Here is an 18,075-nt window from a genome sequence, read left to right on the forward strand (position 1 = left end):
TGCTCTTTTATTGTTTTTTATTTTAATGAGGGTCGTGCTATTAAAGCGTAAGTTTACATTTGTTTACAGCGATAAATGGCGCTTAACGCATCTAAATAGACAAAAGGGCTAAAAGTTAATAACTTAGGCGCACTATTAATAAATAAGAATGGAACTCAGGATGTTTAAACACACTCTAGCATGTGCTGTAATTGTAGCGCTTAGCGGCTGTTCAGAGCCAACTAATACGGTAACTCAAGAAGAAGTAAAAGCACCAATGAAGCAAGTTAACGCAGTTATATACCCAGAAACAAAAAAAGGCGATATCGTAGATACCTACTTTGAAGAAGCGGTTAGCGACCCATATCGTTGGCTTGAAGATGATATGAGCGACGAAACTGCCGATTGGGTTAAAACGCAAAACAATTTAACGTTTTCTTATTTAGAACAAATTCCTTATCGCGATAAGTTAAAGCAGCGCCTTGAAAAACTAATGAATTACGAAAAAATAGGCGCTCCTTTTACTGAAGGCGATTACACCTATTTTTATAAAAACGATGGCCTGCAAAATCAATATGTTTTGTACCGCAGTAAAGATGGCGGCGACGTTGAAGTATTTTTAGATCCAAACAAGTTTAGTGACGATGGTACGACGTCTATGTCGGGTTTATCGTTTTCAAAAGATGGGTCATTACTCGCATATCAAATATCTGAAGGTGGCAGCGATTGGCGTAAAATTATAGTTATTGATGCACATACTAAAGAGCAAGTTGAAGAAGCGCTTGTTGACGTTAAATTTAGTGGCATTGATTGGTTAGGCAACGAAGGTTTTTATTATTCAAGTTACGAAAAACCTAAAGGCAGTGAGCTTTCGGCTAAAACAGATCAGCATAAAGCGTATTACCATAAGCTAGGTACTGTACAGTCTGCTGATAGTGTTGTATTTGGTGAAACTGATGAGCAAAAACATCGCTATGTAGGCGCTGATGTAACCCATGACGGCCGCTACTTACTTATTTCAGCTAGTACGTCTACGTCAGGCAATAAACTGTTTATAAAAGACTTAACAAAAGAGAACAGTGAGTTTGTAACGGTTGTGGGAAATACTGATTCAGATACATCAGTTATTGATAACGAAGGCAGCAAGCTGTTTTTAGTTACTAACCTTAATGCACCAAACAAAAAAGTAGTGACGGTTGATGCAAGCAACCCAAGCCCTGAAAATTGGGTTGATTTAATTCCTGAAACCAAAAACGTACTAAATCTTACAAAAGGTGGCGATACCTTTTTTGCCAACTACATGGTTGACGCGATTTCGCAGGTAAAACAATACAACAAAAAAGGTGAGCTAATTCGCGAAATTACATTACCAGGCGTGGGTACTGCACGTGGTTTTGGCGGTAAAAAAGATCAAACAACGCTTTATTATTCGTTCACTAACTACAAAACACCAGGTACTACTTATACGTTTGATGTAACTACGGGTGAATCGGGTGTTTATCGTAAGTCGGCTATTGATTTTAATAGTGATGATTACACGTCTGAGCAAGTGTTTTACACCTCAAAAGACGGTACTAAAATACCGATGGTAATTACCTATAAAACAGGCATTAAGCTTGATGGTTCAAACCCTACTATTTTATACGGTTACGGTGGTTTTAATATTAGTTTAACGCCAAGCTTTAGCCCCGTTAATGCAGTATGGCTTGAGCAAGGTGGTGTGTACGCCGTTGCTAATATTCGCGGTGGTGGTGAGTACGGTAAAGACTGGCACAATGCCGGCACTAAATTGCAAAAGCAAAATGTGTTTGACGACTTTATTGCCGCAGCTGAGTATTTAAAAGATAAAAAGTACACGTCTAAAAAGCGTTTAGCACTTCGCGGTGGATCTAACGGTGGTTTGTTAGTTGGCGCAGTAATGACACAGCGCCCAGACTTATTTCAGGTGGCTCTACCTGCTGTAGGCGTACTTGATATGCTGCGCTACCATACATTTACTGCCGGCGCTGGTTGGGCATACGACTACGGTACCAGTGAGCAAAGCAAAGAAATGTTTGAATACATTAAAGGTTATTCACCACTTCATAATGTAAAAGCAGGTGTTGAGTATCCAGCCACTATGATTACAACTGGCGACCATGATGACCGCGTTGTCCCTTCGCATTCGTTTAAGTTTGCTGCTGAGCTTCAAGCAAAGCAAACAGGTAATAATCCAACGCTTATTCGCATAGAAACAAATGCGGGGCATGGTGCAGGTACACCAACGAGTAAAACAATTGAGCAGTATGCTGATATATTTGGTTTTACACTATATAACATGGGCGTAGAGTCGTTATAAAAGCGCTTTAACAAAATAGCTAACTTTAATAGCTGAGCAAAAAGGCCGAGTAAATTTAATTTACTCGGCCTTTTTAATGTTTGTTAGTAGTTAGCAGTTAGCTATTGCATAGGTGAAAACAATCGTTGATACGTTTTATAAGCGTACTCGTCGGTCATTCCGCTTAAGTAATCGCAAATTATACGCATACCTTGGTTTTGTTTTTCGGCTTCTATGTATTGTGCTTGTGTTGTTTCGGGTAATAAACGCAGCGGATCGCTAGCAAACGCGGTAAATAACTCTATTAGTAAGTTTTGACCTTTAAACTCTATTTGCTGCATTTCGGGGTCGCGTATTAAACGTTGAAACACAAAATGCTTAAGTATTTGCAATACACTGTCGTATTGGGCATCTAATTTAGCGGTGTACTTTAAAATAGGGCATTCAAAGTTATCGTTTTGAATATCTAAATGTATATGAATAATAAAGGTATTAACCAGCTCACCTATGGCGTCTTTTCGCTCGTAGTCATTTTTTGAAAACAAGCGCTGGGTCAGCGATTCAACCATGGTGTTTAACCAGTCAAAGTTTAGTGCTTTTAAATTAGGTAGAGCATGAGTTTGCCAATCGTCTAATGTAAGTACATGGGTTGCAATGGCATCTTCTAAGTCGTGTACGGCGTATGCTATATCGTCGGCATGTTCCATTATTGCGCTATCGAGCGATTTATACGTTGTTTTAGCGCGGTACTTATCAATAGCGGCATGGTTACCCAGCAACGTTTTATCGTTTTGACTCAGTGGTTCTACTATCCAATTGAATATGGCTGCATCGTCGTTGTACAACCCTTTGGCAGGTCGCCAATCATCTGCTTTTATAAATGCACGACCGGTTGTATCGTCGGGAATGGTATGCCAAAGCGTATTAATAAACGCGGGGTATTTTATAAAACCTAATAAAGTACGACGAGTTAGGTTCATACCGTGCCCGTTACTGTAGGGCTCAAGTTTTGCAACTATGCGCAGTGTTTGTGCGTTACCTTCAAAACCACCGTGATCGCGCATCATGTAATTTAGCGCTATTTCACCACCATGACCAAAAGGCGGATGGCCAATATCGTGCGCTAAACACAGTGTTTCGAGCAGTCCGGTTGATGGAAAGTGCGTAAAGTCGCTATGTTGCGCTTTTAAATGACGCAATATGCCGGTACCAATTTGCGATACTTCTAAAGAGTGGGTAAGGCGAGTGCGGTAAAAGTCGTTTAGGCCAATGCCCATAATTTGGGTTTTAGCTTGCAAACGCCTAAATGCAGCTGCATGAATAATACGCGAACGATCGACCTGCCACGGCGAGCGGTTATCGTTAGGACGATGTTTATATTGCTCTATTATTCGGCTTTGCCATTGTTTATCCATACTGCTTACTCACACATAGTTAATATTATTAAACTTTGCCCAGTATACCCATGGACTTATAAATTGCGAATGAACAAATACACTACATAGGCTCTGTTTTATCTAAAATTCAAATACACTGCTGAAAATTCAACCGTAAAAGGTCATCAAACCCCAGTTATTCGCGTTTATAAAGTGGCTTAGGTATAATGCGCCTTCGTATGCTTGTGTATAAACCATGCATAACTAAGTTTAATAGAGAGAATAGATGTTAAAAACGATTTTTAAGCTTTTACTAACTGTATTTTTTGTTTGGGCGCTTGCATACCCGTTTATACAAAGTGACGATGTTGAACTAGACGAGCAAACGTCAGAACAACCAAAAAAAGTGAAGAAAAAAGAAAAACCATTACATAATGTAAAACTGCCAAAATTTTCAGAATTTAGTGATGTTAAAGAAAAAAAACATGCATTTTTTAGCTTTATTCGTCCGCACGTTGAAGCCGAAAATAAAAAAATATTACAGCAACGCGCTAAGCTCGAAATAGCACGCATGATGTTACAAAACGAATTACCTTTAGAAAAAAAGCAAAACAAAGATATTGCTAAAATTTTAAAGTCGTATGACTTACCAACCACGGTTGATACGCTAATACTTACGCAAGCATTGCGCCGTGTTGATGTAATTCCTAAAGAATTAGCGCTTATGCAAGCTGCAAACGAATCTGCATGGGGCACTTCGCGTTTTGCACGTATTGGCCTTAACTTTTTTGGTCAGTGGTGTTACACAAAAGGTTGTGGCATGGTGCCAAAACGCCGTAATACCGGGGCTGCGCACGAAGTTGCTGCGTTTAAATCGGTAAGAGCTGCTATAAACTCTTACTTTAAAAACATAAATACGCATCCTGCTTATAAAGATTTGCGCGCAATACGTGAAAACTTACGTCTTGAGCAAAAACCAATTTTAGCGACTGAACTTACACATGGTTTAATGTCTTACTCTGAGCGCGGTGAAGCGTATATAGAAGAGTTAAACACGATGATTAGCCAAAATAGAGCCTACTTTGATGAATAAATACATTTTTAATTGTACCAACGCTATTGTGTTAGTGCTGCTGAGCATTAGTGCGTTTAATGTAAATGCGAGAGAATTTGTGATGTCGTATGACGGTTTTTACGACCGCTTAAAAATTGTTAACAAAGGCGATTTTCAATATGCGCGAGTTAACTTTTACATTAGTGATATTGGTACTAATGAAACATGTGCAATTAAAAGCGGTACTATTTTAACCGAAAGAAACGAGTATCCACTTAACTTTACCGATAAAGCACAATTACTATTGCCGTTCGATAAGCAGCTTGATACCGATAAAGCGGTTATTGTAGTAGAGCCGCTCAATCCTGTACACGATTGCCAATTAAAGCTACAAATAGAAGCAAACGAACTTGAAGGTTTAGCATTTTCAAAGCAGTCGTTATATACCATTAACGAAGAACTTGATGAGCTATTAACTGATTTGTCGGGCTTTTTTGTAAGTAAATTAATGTGGTTTTTATTACCCGAACAAAAGGGCGTAGCAGTTACATTTAAAAGCCCAATGCAATTTGATGATAAGAGCATAACGTGTGAAAAGTCAGTGTGTTATTTTGCAGTTGAAGATAGCTGGGAAGATGATAGCGCAGTGCTTGGAGATATATCGAACGTTATTAAAGTAACGCCTTGGATTGTTAAGTAGCTCACATACAAAAAGCGGCATTTAGCCGCTTTTTTTGTACCAAAATCAGTACTCGTTTTTAGTCTTTGGTTTTTATTTAATAAGTGGCGCTGATGAATCGCGCTGCATTAAAGTAGGTTCAAAAAAGCGATTTATAACGAGGTTTTTATTTTGATATACGTCTTTAAGCACTAATTTAGCTGCCATTTCGCCCATTTTCCCGACCGGATTATCTATGGTCGTGAGTGTAGGGTATAGGTAGTTTGCAAAAATAACGTTATCAAATCCAACAATCGATAAATCAATTGGTAAGTTATAACCGTGCTCTCGTGCATACTTCATGGCACCGGAGGCCATTTCGTCATTGGCGCATACCAGTGCAGTAAAGCTAAGTTTTTCATCAATAAAATGTTTTAAGCCTTTACTACCGCCAGTTTCGTTAAAGTCGCCAATATAATAAAGCGTAGGATCAAATTTAACACCAGCCTCTGTAAGCGCTTGTTTGTGACCTTCAAGTCTATTAAATGCATCGGCTTTAAACTGCGGGCCTGCAATATACGCTATTTGTGTATGGCCTTGATTTAATATCGATTTAGTGGCTAGGTAACCACCTAATTGATTATCTAGGCTGATACAGTTGTCTTTTAGTTGCTCTACGTAACGGCTCATTAAATAAACGGGTGTAGAGCCTTGGCTTAATTTTATTAGGTAGTCGTCTGAGACGGCTTCTACGTGCAAAATAATGGCATCGCAGCGTCTGCTAATTAAAAACTCAATGCCTTCTTGTTCTTTGTCTTCTTCACTGTGTCCGGTGGTAATAATAACGTGTTTACCCGCAGCACGAAGCTCTGATTCAATACCTGCCATCATTTGGGCAAAGAAAGGACCATGTAACTCAGACACTAAAATACCGACACTGTTAGTACAGTTAGAGGCTAAAGATTGCGCTATTGAATTAGGCTTGTAGCCAAGCTGCGCCATAGCATCAAGCACTTTTTGTTTAGTTTTATCGCTTACACGGGTATTTTTGTTCATCACGCGAGAAACGGTGGCTAACGATACGCCCGCAAGCTCTGAGACTTGATAAATTGTTGCCATGTTATTTGTTCACTCGCTTATCCTTAACTACTTCGGCTAAATAATACCTTAGAGTATATATCTTAACTAGCTGTTAGTTTAGATTGAATATTTTCAACAACCTGATTAGTCAGTGTATATTTTTTCATTATGTAGGCAACAAATAATGAGCCAAAAGCAGGTAGTACAGTGAATGACAGTAAAATACCGTGTTGGGTATCAAGAGTTTGTACTGCATCGGCCTGATAACTGTAAAAAGATAACAACCAGCCTGCAATTGCGCCGCCTACAGCCACGCCCATTTTAATAAAAAATATAACGCCTGAATAAACCAAACCCGTAATGCGTACACCTGTTTTTTCATGCCCGTAATCTATGGTGTCGGCCATTTTTGCCCACAACAATGGGGTTGCCATATCTAAAAAGAATTTCCATAAAATAAAGGCCGCAAATGCCAATACTAAAGAGTCTTTACTAATAAAGTAACTAAAACCACAAATAGCGGCGGCAATAACTTGTAAGCTTATATAGGCCTTTATTTTACAAAAGCGCTTTGCAAGTGGTTGAGCTAAAGCGCAACCTACCATACTGGCTGCAACACCTAGCGTCATAAATAAGGTGATTAAATCGTCTCGACCTAAATAGTATTTTACGTAGTAAACAGCAAGCGTAAGCCTTAATACTTGCCCGGTAAGTAAAAAAAATGCAGCTAAGCAAAGTGTTCGCCACTGATCGTTTTTAATTAAGGCTTTAACACTTTTGGCAAAAGGAATGTTTTGCTCTTTTGGCTGTTGTATACGCTCTTTTGTGCCTAAAAAACAAAGTAAAAACAGTACAAAACCTAAAATGCTCATTGCAGTCATTGTGTATTGATAGCCCTTGGCAGCATCGCCTTGTCCAAAATACTCAACCATTGGCATAGTACAACCCGCTACTATTACGCCGCCTAACATACCAAATACAAACCGGTAAGACTGAATAGTAACGCGCTCTTTTACGTCTGCAGTAAGTACGCCGCCCAATGCACAATAAGGGATATTAATAGCGGTGTAGACAACCATAAGAAGTGTGTAAGTAGTAAAGGCATAAATTATTTTATCGGTGCCTTCTAAATCGGGCGTAGTGAACGCTAAAATACTTATAATAGCAAAAGGAAGTGCAAGCCAAAGTAAGTAGGGGCGAAAGTGCCCCCAGCGCGTATGTGTTTTATCAGCAAGGTTACCCATTAATGGATCGGTTACGGCATCAAAAATACGCACTGCTAAAAACATAGTACCAACAACGGCAGGCGATAAACCTACTACATCTGTGTAGTACAGCATTAAAAACATCATAACTGTTTGAAAAATAATATTACTGGCGGTGTCGCCTAAGCCATACGCTATTTTTTCTTTTACACTGACCATGATTGTTTATCCCGCTTTGTGCTTATTATTATCTATTTGAGATAAGTGCTTTATAGGCTAAGCCACTATTTTTAATAGTACGTTGCTGCGTTTTATAATCAACATAAACAATACCAAAGCGCTTTAAGTAGCCTTCTGCCCACTCAAAGTTGTCCATTAAGCTCCAAGCAAAGTAGCCACGTATAACAACACCCTGTTCAACTGCATTGTGAACTGCGTTTAAATGAGTATTATAATAACTTAAACGGTCTAAGTCGTTAACTTCGCCATTATTATATGTGTCGGGCATTGCTGCGCCATTTTCGGTTATATAAATAGGCGGTAGGGTGTATGTCTTATTAAGCGATACAAGCAAATCGGTAAACGATTGCGGGTAAACCTCCCACCCCATATCTGTCAACGGACCCGTAGGTGCAATGGGTTCATAAATATCAGTAGGGTGCGCTTTATAAACTTGGCGGGTATAAAAGTTAATGCCTAAGTAATCAATTGGCTGAGAAATTAATTCCATATCACCTGGGTGTATGTCTGGTAAGTGATCCTCAGGTAGTTGGCTAATTATATCAGGGTATTTACCGTCCATTATTGGTTTCATGTACCACTGATTTAAATAGTCATCAGCGTATTTGGCACTGTCTATGTCTTGTTGAGTATCTGTAAGTGGGTAGGCGGGTGTAAAGTTAAGCACAATGCCGTTTTGAGTATCAGGCGATGTTTTATTTAGCACGTTCATAGCGAGACCATGAGCGAGTAATAAGTGATGAGCTGCTTTTTTACCATACTGCTTGCCTACTAGACCTGGGGCATGTATGCCAATCTCGTAACCTAAAAACGCGCTGCAAAAGGGTTCGTTTAATGTAGCGTAAGAATACACTCGTGTTCCAAATGCGTTAGTAATTAGTTCTACGTACTGCTCAAATGCATAAGCTGTTTTTCTGTTAAGCCAGCCGCCTTCATCTTCAAGATGTTGCGGTAAATCCCAGTGATACAAAGTAACAAAGGCTTTTATTTTTTTTCGTTTTAGCTCATCTAAAATATCAGTATAAAACTTAACGCCTACAGGATTTAACTTTCCGTCTTGAGTCATAACGCGAGGCCATGAAATAGAAAGCCTGTAAGCATCAACACCTAGAGACTCTATTAAATCTATGTCTTGTTGCCAATTGTTGTAATGATCGCAGGCAATATGACCATGTGAATTGTCAGCAATTTTACCTGCAGTACTACAAAAGGTATCCCAAATACACGGTAAGCGATGCTCATACCCGCCCTCTATCTGAAATGATGCTGTTGCTACACCATAAACAAAGTCTTTTGTTAATAGAGGTGAATTAAATGGTAATGATATTTTTGTCATTGGTTACAAACCTTTTTGAGAACTTAATTGCACGCTTAGCGCCTATTTTTACTGACTTTCAGCGGGTACAAAACATTATTAAAAATAAAAGTTGTTGAAATATGTAACATGTTCGTATTTAATTAGCCGTGAAAGCGCTTACATTTTTAGATTAATGTTAATTAATCTTCAGGTCAACTCTTTAATACTGCGCCTTAGCGGGGTTTGTATTAATTACTTACTGAAGATCAATTTATAATAATAAATTGCGGAGAGCACATGGCTAGTTCAGCACCACTGACATCACACACACAGTCGCAAAACCACCAAGATAAAAACTATGGTTTTGCACTTACATCTTTAACTTCACTGTTTTTTATGTGGGGTTTTATTACCTGCTTAAATGATATTTTGATTCCGCATTTAAAAGCGGTTTTCGATTTAACTTATGTTCAAGCAATGCTTGTGCAGTTTTGCTTTTTTGGCGCTTACTTTTTAATGTCACTCCCTAGTGGATACATTGTTAAAAAGCTTGGTTATAAAAAAGGAATCGTGGTTGGGCTTTTAATTGCGGCAGTAGGGTGTATCTTATTTTACCCAGCAGCGTCTTTACATAGTTATCCTGTATTTTTATTTGCTTTATTTGTACTTGCCAGTGGCATAACGTTATTACAAGTATCTGCAAATCCTTATGTAAGTTTGTTGGGTTCAGCAAAAACTGCGTCGTCTCGTTTAACACTAACCCAAGCTTTTAACGCGTTAGGTACTACGGTTGCGCCATCATTTGGTGCTCTGTTAATTCTGGACTCAGCGTCAGAAGCCTTTTTAACACCTGCACAAAATGCAGAATCAGTTCAACTTCCTTACCTCCTTTTAGCTGCAATGCTTATTTTACTAGCCGGTATTTTTGCATGGCTTAAATTACCAGACATTATGAGCGAGCAAAAAGCAGAAGCCGAAAAATCAGAGGCAATTGAAGGCAGTGCTTGGCAGTATCGCCATCTTGTATTAGGTGCTGTGGGTATATTTATGTATGTAGGCGCCGAAGTGGCAATTGGTAGCTTTTTAGTAAGCTTTTTAGCACAAGAAAATATAGCAGGGCTAAAAGAGCATGCTGCAGCTCATTACATCACTTATTATTTTGGTGGTGCTATGGTTGGGCGTTTTATTGGTGCTGCTGTAATGCAAAAATTACCTGCTGGTAAAGTACTTTGCTTTAACGCAACCATGGCTATTATTTTAGTCGTTATTGCCATGAGCACGTCGGGTCAATTAGCAATGTGGTCAATACTATTGGTTGGTTTATTCAATTCTATTATGTTCCCCACTATTTTTAGTTTAGCGTTAAATGGACTTGGCAAACATACAGCTCAAGGCTCTGGTATTTTGTGTTTGGCGATTGTGGGTGGTGCAATAGTGCCACTTTTACAAGGTGCACTTGCTGATACTGTGGGTGTTCAACTTTCGTATGTTTTACCTATTTTATGTTACATATTTATCGTGTTCTATGGTTTAAGCGGTAGCAAACCAGTTCAAGCGCAGGAGACTCTATAATGAAAACCCCTTTTACACTTAATAAAATAGCCTTAGCAACATTAATTGCATCAGTAGGTACTTTATCGGCTTGTTCAAACGACGCAGTGACATCGGTTGAAACTAATGAAACGTTATCTAAAACAGCGCAAATTTGGCCAAAACTTAATATTGCCGTTAAAAAAGATGCCGATATTGAAGCTAAAATAGTTAACTATTTAAAAGCCATGACACTTGAGCAAAAGGTTGCTCAAATGATTCAGCCAGAAATTCGTGATATTACCGTTGAAGACATGCGTAAATATGGCTTCGGTTCATATCTTAATGGTGGTGGCGCATTCCCTAATGGCGACAAACATGCAACACCTATGGACTGGGTAGCCTTAGCAGAGAGCTTTTATCAAGCTTCTGTCGACGACTCAGTTGATGGCAGTAGTATCCCAACTATGTGGGGCACCGATGCAGTACATGGCCATAATAATGTAATTGGTGCGACGTTATTTCCGCACAACATTGGTTTAGGCGCGGCGAATAATCCTGATTTAATCGAGCAAATAGCATCGATTACTGCAGTAGAGGTAATGGCTACGGGTATTGATTGGGTATTTGCACCCACTGTAGCAGTAGTACGAGACGACCGATGGGGCAGAACGTACGAAGGCTACTCAGAAGATCCAAAGATTGTTCACGATTACTCAGCAGCCATAGTAAATGGCTTACAAGGTAAAGCCGATGACGATTTTTTAAGTGACAAGCGAGTAATTAGTACCGTTAAGCACTTTATTGGCGACGGTGGCACGGTTGATGGTGATGATCAGGGTAATAATATCGACAGTGAACAATCATTATTTGATATTCACGCACAAGGCTATGTAGGCGGTTTATCAGCAGGTAGCCAATCGGTTATGGCTTCTTTTAATAGCTGGAATGGCGTTAAAAATCACGGCAATAAATATCTACTTACTGATGTATTAAAAACACGAATGGGTTTTGATGGATTTGTAGTAGGCGATTGGAACGGTCACGGTCAAATTGAAGGCTGTACTAACGAAAGTTGTGCGCAAGCCGTTAATGCTGGCCTTGATATTTTCATGGTGCCAACAGGTGCCTGGAAGCCTCTTTATAACAATACAATTGCGCAAGTTAAGTCAGGCGAAATTAGTATGTCGCGTATTGATGACGCAGTGAGCAGAATATTACGCGTAAAACTTCGCGCTGGTTTATTTGATAAACCAAGCCCGGCTAAGCGTCTTTACTCTGGAAAAACAGAGCTAATTGGTGCCCAAGAGCACCGCGAAGTAGCACGTCAAGCTGTGCGCGAATCACTTGTGTTACTCAAAAATAAAAATAACCTATTGCCTATTGCAGCTAATCAACGCGTACTTGTTGCAGGTGATGGTGCCGATAATATAGGTAAACAGTCGGGTGGTTGGAGTATTACGTGGCAAGGTACCAATAACAAAAATGCAGATTTCCCTGGAGCAACGTCAATTTACAAAGGGCTTGAAGATCAAATATCTGCAGCAGGTGGAAGTGTTACTTTAAGCGCTGATGGTACGTTTGAGCAACGTCCTGATGTTGCCATTGTTGTATTTGGTGAAGAACCTTACGCAGAAGGGCACGGCGATAAAGATAACCTTGAGTTTGAGCGCGGAAATAAAAAGTCATTAGCACTTTTAAACTCACTAAAAGAGCAAGGTATCCCTGTTGTATCGGTGTTTATATCAGGTCGACCTATGTGGGTTAACAGCGAACTTAACGCATCTGACGCGTTTGTAGCTGCATGGTTGCCAGGTACAGAAGGCGCAGGTATTGCTGATGTTTTATTAAAAGCGGCAGACGGCACCATTCAAAATAACTTTAAAGGTAAATTATCGTTTTCTTGGCCTAAATCAGCGGTACAAACTGCGGTAAATAAAGGTGATGAAAATTACGACCCATTACTCCCTTATGGTTTTGGCTTATCGTACGGCGATAAAAACGTGTTAACTGACGACCTTGATGAAGACTCTAAACTTGATAACTCTGGGCTTACGAGTATGGATATACTTGTTGGTGCACCTGTAGCACCATGGCGCTTATTGTTAAAATCGGGCGATGAGCTTTTAGATGTATCGAGTAGTACCCATGAATTTGGTGCAATTAAATACCGTACTGAGGACAAAACAGTACAAGAAGACGCGCGCCAATTTAACTTCAGCGGTACAGAAAAAGCCAGTGCTGAAATAGTAACAAGCTTTGCAGAAGATACCATTGCCTATGTTGAAGCCGATAGTGTGATTAGCTTTGATATTAAATTAAACGAAGCACTAACGAGCGATATAGCACTTGCTATGACTTGCTCGGGTGAATGTGGTGCAAGCATTGATTTAGCAAACGTAGTGGATAAAACCATTGAGAATAAATGGCAGTCAGTATCAATCGATTTAGGTTGTTTTGCTGATAAGGGTGTTAATTTTGCAAACCTAACAAGCCCATTTAGTTTACGCAGCAATGGTAAAGCGTCAATTTCTGTGGCTAATATTCAGTTTGTGCCAAATAAAACAGGCGAAGCTACACTGTCTTGTAAGTAGTTTATTAACTCTATTGTGTGTATACCAAAGCCCTTCGAATGAAGGGCTTTTTTTATGTAGAGGTAACCTGCATAAACACTTGAGCTAATTGATATAACTTAATAGGAACTGGTAGCTATAAATACAAAGGGTTACCGCGTTTTTATAAGAGGGGCCTTTTTTATAATAGCTTGTAAAATAATTAGCACTGCATTAAGAGGTTTTTTTCGTCAAAGCTAACTACTTTATCTCTGCCGGTTTCTTTAGCAAGATAAAGGCGTTTATCAGCCAACGACAGTAAGTCTTTTACACTCATTTTACCATTTACAGAGTGACTCACTCCCGCGCTCACAGATAGTTTTATATGCGCGTTTTGATAATAAAACGGATGCTTAGAAATATTTTCACGTAAGTGCTCTGCATATTCTTTAGCTGCTCGTAGGGAATAGTCTGGTAGTAATATTGCAAATTCTTCACCGCCTATTCTGGCGCAAATACCCTCATCAATAAATTGCTCTTTTATGTGCTGCGCAATCCATTTAATTGCTTGATCGCCCGTGTCGTGGCCGTACTTATCGTTTACATGCTTAAAAAAGTCGATATCTAGAATAATTATAGATACATTTATATCATTGTTATTAGGTTGTTTAAGGACTGCTTTAGCGTTATTAAAGAAACCTCTGCGATTAAATAACTGTGTAAGAGAGTCGGTATTGGCAAGGTTCGATAGCGTATATTCACTATTGGAAAATAACAAAAATGGCAGTATAAGAGCACTCAGTGTGGCTAATAGTAAATGACTAATAAGCACAATTTGCAAAGGGGTTGCTACATCTTGAATACTCGAACTAAGTACCGGTATTGATAGAAATATAGCATTTAAAAACATAACTCCACTGTGCACTAAAAAGCAGGTAATTAACGCCTTTTTCTGGGCTTTAGCAACAAAGCTCATGCTTTTGATTAAATACGCTGTGTAAATAAATAATCCGGCAATTACTAAACTCGTTAGCATTTTTGCTGCACCGAAAGGATAAATTGCCAATAACAATAAGCTAGAAAAACCAAATATGCAGTAAAGAGGCATTAAGCTAATATTTTTTACGTTTTTGTATTTATATAGTCCAACAATAATTAAAAGTGGGCTAGTAATCATTGAAACACTAGCTAAATAGTGGGTTATTAAAGGAAAGTCTATGAATAAGCGCAAACATGCCAGTATTTCGGCTAATGCAAATGTGGCACAGGCTAAACCAAATAATAAAAAAGATGTTTGTTTTTTATATTTATAAATTGAGAGAAAAAATAAGCTTATGAGTAAGTTAAGAATAAAAGAGAGGAAGATCACAGTAGGCAAATGAAACATGATTTATTCTCTTTATTATAAAATGATGAAATATATATTTAACTAACTGTTGTAATTATTATGTATTAATAAGAAAAGGTCAATTCAGTTAAAAGGATTGCTTCTTCAATTTTCATATTTTACCTCAAGAATTATTAACGCCCGCTAAACCAAACTCTCTAAAGCCGATTTAATATCAGGATGATGAAAACGATAATTATGAACGAGTGCTTTTTTAGGGACTACAAATTGCCCCGTTGTTAGTAAGTCTGACATTTCACCCATTAATAGTTTAAGTGCTGCAGTAGGCATAGGAATAAATGCAGGTCGAGAGAGCGCTTCGCCTAAGCTTTTACTAAATTGAGCATTGCTTACAGGGTTTGGTGCTGTTGCGTTAACAGGGCCAGATATTTCTGGATGCTTAATAATAAAAAGTATTAGCTGAATCATATCGTCGATGTGTATCCACGACATTCCTTGCTCGCCATTACCAATTGGGCCGCCTAAACACAATTTAAAGGCAGGGAGCATTTTACTTAATGCTCCACCTTTTTTAGCTAAAACAATACCCGTGCGTAAAAGGCACACTCTGGTGTGTTCTGATTGCGCGAGTAGCGCTGCGTTTTCCCAGTCTTTACAAAGCTGGTGGCTAAATTCATCATGTGGGTTTTCAAAAGTTTCATCAATAGGGTTACTATTTTGTCGACCATAAAACCCAACGGCGCTTCCAGATATATAAGTATGCGGGGCAGTGCTACAAGCTTTAATAGCTTCACTAATTTGTTGTGTAACACCAATACGGCTGTCGCGTATTATTTGCTTTTGTTTGTCGCTCCAGCGTTTATTTACAATAGGTTCGCCAGCTAGATTAATAACAATATCAACAGTGTTAAAATCTACTGCATTGACATTGCTTACGGCTTTAACTTTATGGCCCAATAATACGTTTGCTTTAGTCGGGTTTCGGCTAAGCACAGTAACAGTATTATGATGAAGTAAAAAAGGGCATAAGTGCTTACCAATTAATCCCGTCGCGCCAGTAACAAATATATGCATTATTAATCCTTACAATAAAATAGTAGCAAGTGATTAAAAAACATACTCGCTAGCAAACAGCTTTGCAAATTTATACGTAAAACAGGCTTTTATGATCACTTCGTAATTATTTCATTTAATTACCTTTTGCCTTACACTAAAGCCATATCATTAATAAAAGGATTAATAAATTGGCAAGTTTAACTGGAGTAAATAAAAGCTTAATAGTTTTTGCTTCCTTAGTGGTCGTACTCGCGGGGATAAAAGCGGCAAGTGTAATTATTATTCCGTTTATTTTGGCGGCGTTTATTGCCATTATTTGTAATCCGCTTATCAAGTTTTTTGCGCGCTACCGAATTCCTAAAGGGATTGCTGTTATGTTGGTAGTGCTTATTATAGTTGGCTTAGGTGTAAGCCTTGGCGGGCTTGTAGGGCAATCAATAAACGATTTTTCGCAGCAACTTCCTGAGTATAAAACACAACTCAAAGAAGAATTTGTATGGCTTGTAGATTTAGCATCTCAATACAACATACTGATTAATAAAGAACAGTTAATCAATATGTTCGACCCAGGTAAAATGGTTGATGTAGCCACTAATATGCTCACCGGTTTAGGTGGCGTAATGGCAAACATGTTTTTAATTATTTTAACCGTTGTTTTTATGTTGTTTGAAGGGCCAATGCTGAGCAAAAAAATACACATGGCACTTGAAGATCCCGATAGCAAAATGAAGCAAATTGACCGCTTTTTAGAGTCTATTAATTCATATCTGGCAATTAAAACACTAGTAAGTTTAGGTACGGGTATTATTGCTGCGTTTTACTTATGGATTTTAGACGTTGACTACTTTGTGCTGTGGGGGGTATTGGCATTTATGTTCAATTACATTCCTAATATTGGGTCAATTATTGCGGCTGTACCGGCTGTATTACTTGCGCTTATTACTCAAGGTCCGTTAATTGCGGGATTGGTTGCTGCAGGTTATTTAACAATAAATACGGTGATGGGCAATATTGTAGAGCCTAAGTTTTTGGGCAAAGGGCTGGGTCTTTCAACGCTAGTGGTATTTTTATCATTAATATTTTGGGGCTGGTTATTAGGTACTGTGGGTATGCTTTTATCTGTGCCCTTAACTATGATTGTAAAAATAGGCTTAGAAGCCAGTGCTGAAGGTAAGTGGGTTGCCACTCTACTAGGCAGTGGCGAAGACGTTGCTAAAAATAACTAACATCTATAACTATCAAGGGCTGTAAAATTAAAGCCCTTGATGGTTAAGTTATCAGTAAATACAGGGCTATTAATTAACAAACAATTTAATAGCGTCATCCACCGCGTTTATTGCGCCTTCTAAATATCCTGCTTCTTGTTTTGCAAACTCACTCGCTACAAAATGAATGTTCAAGTTATTTAATTGCCCATCTAAGCCTGAAAAATCAAATTCTGGGTGCTGCGAAGGCTGAGTTTGATCGTCTCTATTAGCTACAAACTTATCGTCTGCCCAGTCTTTAATAAAATACCCCGTTGCCTTTTCAGCATCTTTACCATAAAAGTAGCTAAGCTGCTGGGCACAGGCTTGAATTAATTGCTCTTTAGTTACTTGGTTTCGTGATAAGTAGGGCACACCTATAAAGCCAAATAATGCGGCGTAATTGCCATCTTCAGCACTGGCATCGTGAATTTCGACCATTGGGCCTACGCGACTAAAGCATTGCCCTGATAAGTTTTTATCACGCCAAAATGCATGTTCAAAAGTAGCTATAAATTTGGCTTGTCCTGCCATCCATGTAGGTACACTACTAAGGCGGTTTATGAGCGTTGGAGTAGCCCATAGTTCAGGTGTTAAGTGTGTTGTAACCATACGAGCAGGAATAGCTGAAATTAGTTTTTCAGTAGTAAAGTGCTTTATATTACCTAAGTGATTAACTGTAATTTGCCAGTTATTATCACCTTTTTTAAGCTCAGTGACATTGTGTTCTAATAACACTGAATCAGGATTAAGTTGCTCGTATAAGGCAGTTATTAGGGTATTCATGCCGTGCTTAAGCCTAAATAACTGCATATCTCCAGCACCTGCAATTTGTTGAGGCTGCTTGGAGTTAGGTGCTTGATATAACACATCACCTTTGTTGTATTGCTCAAATATACTTAAGTGGAGTGACTTTACTAAAGCTTGGATTTTTGGTTGGTGAGGAAATATCCACGTAGGACCCAAATCAAAACTAACATCGTTATTTATTGGTGATTGCGCAGCAAAAATTCGGCCGCCTAATTGCGATTTAGCTTCCAGTAATAAGTACTCAATATTAAGCAGTTGTAATTTATACGCACTGTATAAGCCGGCCAGTCCGCCACCTATAATTATTACTGGTTTAGTCATTTGTTTAC

13 protein-coding genes are annotated in these 18,075 nt (G+C 38.7%); 6 read left to right on the plus strand and 7 right to left on the minus strand.

All coding sequences use genetic code 11. The features are described 5' to 3' along the window. Positions 1-160: 160 nt before the first annotated feature. A complete protein-coding gene (locus I6E82_RS08235; protein WP_197117478.1) occupies positions 161-2,317 on the plus strand; it encodes a prolyl oligopeptidase family serine peptidase in 2,157 nt (718 codons plus the stop codon). Positions 2,318-2,418: 101 nt separating this feature from the next. Here I6E82_RS08235 and I6E82_RS08240 read toward each other — a convergent pair whose 3' ends face one another. Beyond that, entirely contained in the window at positions 2,419-3,711 is a 1,293-nt protein-coding gene (locus I6E82_RS08240) for an anti-phage deoxyguanosine triphosphatase (protein ID WP_197117480.1), read from the minus strand. Positions 3,712-3,958: 247 nt separating this feature from the next. Here I6E82_RS08240 and I6E82_RS08245 point away from each other — a divergent pair, with 247 nt between their 5' ends. Then, positions 3,959-4,765, plus strand: a complete 807-nt coding sequence (locus I6E82_RS08245) for a glucosaminidase domain-containing protein (protein WP_165727731.1) — start codon at positions 3,959-3,961, stop codon at positions 4,763-4,765. Next, positions 4,758-5,426 (plus strand): DUF2987 domain-containing protein, encoded by a 669-nt coding sequence (locus I6E82_RS08250; RefSeq protein ID WP_101162854.1) that lies wholly within the window; start codon positions 4,758-4,760, stop codon positions 5,424-5,426. The genes I6E82_RS08245 and I6E82_RS08250 overlap by 8 nt, the downstream gene beginning before the upstream one ends. A 72-nt stretch (positions 5,427-5,498) precedes the next feature. Here I6E82_RS08250 and I6E82_RS08255 read toward each other — a convergent pair whose 3' ends face one another. The 3 genes from I6E82_RS08255 to I6E82_RS08265 form a co-directional block, all read right to left on the minus strand. Next, entirely contained in the window at positions 5,499-6,503 is a 1,005-nt protein-coding gene (locus I6E82_RS08255; RefSeq protein ID WP_010552528.1) for a LacI family DNA-binding transcriptional regulator, read from the minus strand. Between the two features lie 62 nt (positions 6,504-6,565). Continuing rightward, the gene (locus tag I6E82_RS08260) at positions 6,566-7,888 is read right to left on the minus strand and encodes a glycoside-pentoside-hexuronide (GPH):cation symporter (protein WP_165734906.1); all 1,323 of its coding nucleotides are present in this window, start codon (positions 7,886-7,888) and stop codon (positions 6,566-6,568) included. Between the two features lie 28 nt (positions 7,889-7,916). Further along, positions 7,917-9,245 carry a GH1 family beta-glucosidase gene (locus tag I6E82_RS08265; RefSeq protein WP_197117482.1) on the minus strand — a complete coding sequence of 443 codons (1,329 nt, stop codon included), beginning with the start codon at positions 9,243-9,245 and terminating at the stop codon, positions 7,917-7,919. Between the two features lie 258 nt (positions 9,246-9,503). On the opposite strand from I6E82_RS08265, the gene I6E82_RS08270 reads away from it, so the two are divergent. After that, positions 9,504-10,778, plus strand: coding sequence for a sugar MFS transporter (locus I6E82_RS08270; RefSeq protein ID WP_197117484.1), 1,275 nt, complete (start codon positions 9,504-9,506; stop codon positions 10,776-10,778). Then, a complete protein-coding gene (locus I6E82_RS08275; RefSeq protein WP_121955199.1) occupies positions 10,778-13,330 on the plus strand; it encodes a glycoside hydrolase family 3 protein in 2,553 nt (850 codons plus the stop codon). The genes I6E82_RS08270 and I6E82_RS08275 overlap by 1 nt, the downstream gene beginning before the upstream one ends. A 181-nt stretch (positions 13,331-13,511) precedes the next feature. On the opposite strand, the gene I6E82_RS08280 is transcribed toward I6E82_RS08275, so the two are convergent. Further along, complete coding sequence (locus I6E82_RS08280) at positions 13,512-14,465, minus strand: GGDEF domain-containing protein (RefSeq protein WP_197111396.1); 954 nt, start codon at positions 14,463-14,465, stop codon at positions 13,512-13,514. Between the two features lie 354 nt (positions 14,466-14,819). Further along, complete coding sequence (locus tag I6E82_RS08285; protein WP_197117486.1) at positions 14,820-15,710, minus strand: TIGR01777 family oxidoreductase; 891 nt, start codon at positions 15,708-15,710, stop codon at positions 14,820-14,822. Positions 15,711-15,880: 170 nt separating this feature from the next. Between I6E82_RS08285 and I6E82_RS08290 the strand changes: the two genes are divergently transcribed. Next, complete coding sequence (locus tag I6E82_RS08290; RefSeq protein ID WP_007585280.1) at positions 15,881-16,918, plus strand: AI-2E family transporter; 1,038 nt, start codon at positions 15,881-15,883, stop codon at positions 16,916-16,918. 69 nt (positions 16,919-16,987) lie between these two features. Here the strand turns inward: I6E82_RS08290 and I6E82_RS08295 are convergent, their stop codons facing one another. Further along, positions 16,988-18,067 carry a flavin monoamine oxidase family protein gene (locus I6E82_RS08295; RefSeq protein WP_197111394.1) on the minus strand — a complete coding sequence of 360 codons (1,080 nt, stop codon included), beginning with the start codon at positions 18,065-18,067 and terminating at the stop codon, positions 16,988-16,990. Positions 18,068-18,075: the final 8 nt, after the last annotated feature.

Origin of the sequence: Pseudoalteromonas sp. NZS11 (genome assembly GCF_015864765.1) — a bacterium.
GTDB lineage: Bacteria > Pseudomonadota > Gammaproteobacteria > Enterobacterales > Alteromonadaceae > Pseudoalteromonas > Pseudoalteromonas arctica.

Coding starts and splice junctions, on each gene's coding strand:
- I6E82_RS08240 (WP_197117480.1), bottom strand. CDS start 3,711: ATGGATAAACAATGGCAAAGCCGAATAATAGAGCAATATAAACATCGT.
- I6E82_RS08250 (WP_101162854.1), top strand. CDS start 4,758: ATGAATAAATACATTTTTAATTGTACCAACGCTATTGTGTTAGTGCTG.
- I6E82_RS08235 (WP_197117478.1), top strand. CDS start 161: ATGTTTAAACACACTCTAGCATGTGCTGTAATTGTAGCGCTTAGCGGC.
- I6E82_RS08295 (WP_197111394.1), bottom strand. CDS start 18,067: ATGACTAAACCAGTAATAATTATAGGTGGCGGACTGGCCGGCTTATAC.
- I6E82_RS08280 (WP_197111396.1), bottom strand. CDS start 14,465: ATGATTACTAGCCCACTTTTAATTATTGTTGGACTATATAAATACAAA.
- I6E82_RS08260 (WP_165734906.1), bottom strand. CDS start 7,888: ATGGTCAGTGTAAAAGAAAAAATAGCGTATGGCTTAGGCGACACCGCC.
- I6E82_RS08285 (WP_197117486.1), bottom strand. CDS start 15,710: ATGCATATATTTGTTACTGGCGCGACGGGATTAATTGGTAAGCACTTA.
- I6E82_RS08270 (WP_197117484.1), top strand. CDS start 9,504: ATGGCTAGTTCAGCACCACTGACATCACACACACAGTCGCAAAACCAC.
- I6E82_RS08265 (WP_197117482.1), bottom strand. CDS start 9,245: ATGACAAAAATATCATTACCATTTAATTCACCTCTATTAACAAAAGAC.
- I6E82_RS08275 (WP_121955199.1), top strand. CDS start 10,778: ATGAAAACCCCTTTTACACTTAATAAAATAGCCTTAGCAACATTAATT.
- I6E82_RS08255 (WP_010552528.1), bottom strand. CDS start 6,503: ATGGCAACAATTTATCAAGTCTCAGAGCTTGCGGGCGTATCGTTAGCC.
- I6E82_RS08245 (WP_165727731.1), top strand. CDS start 3,959: ATGTTAAAAACGATTTTTAAGCTTTTACTAACTGTATTTTTTGTTTGG.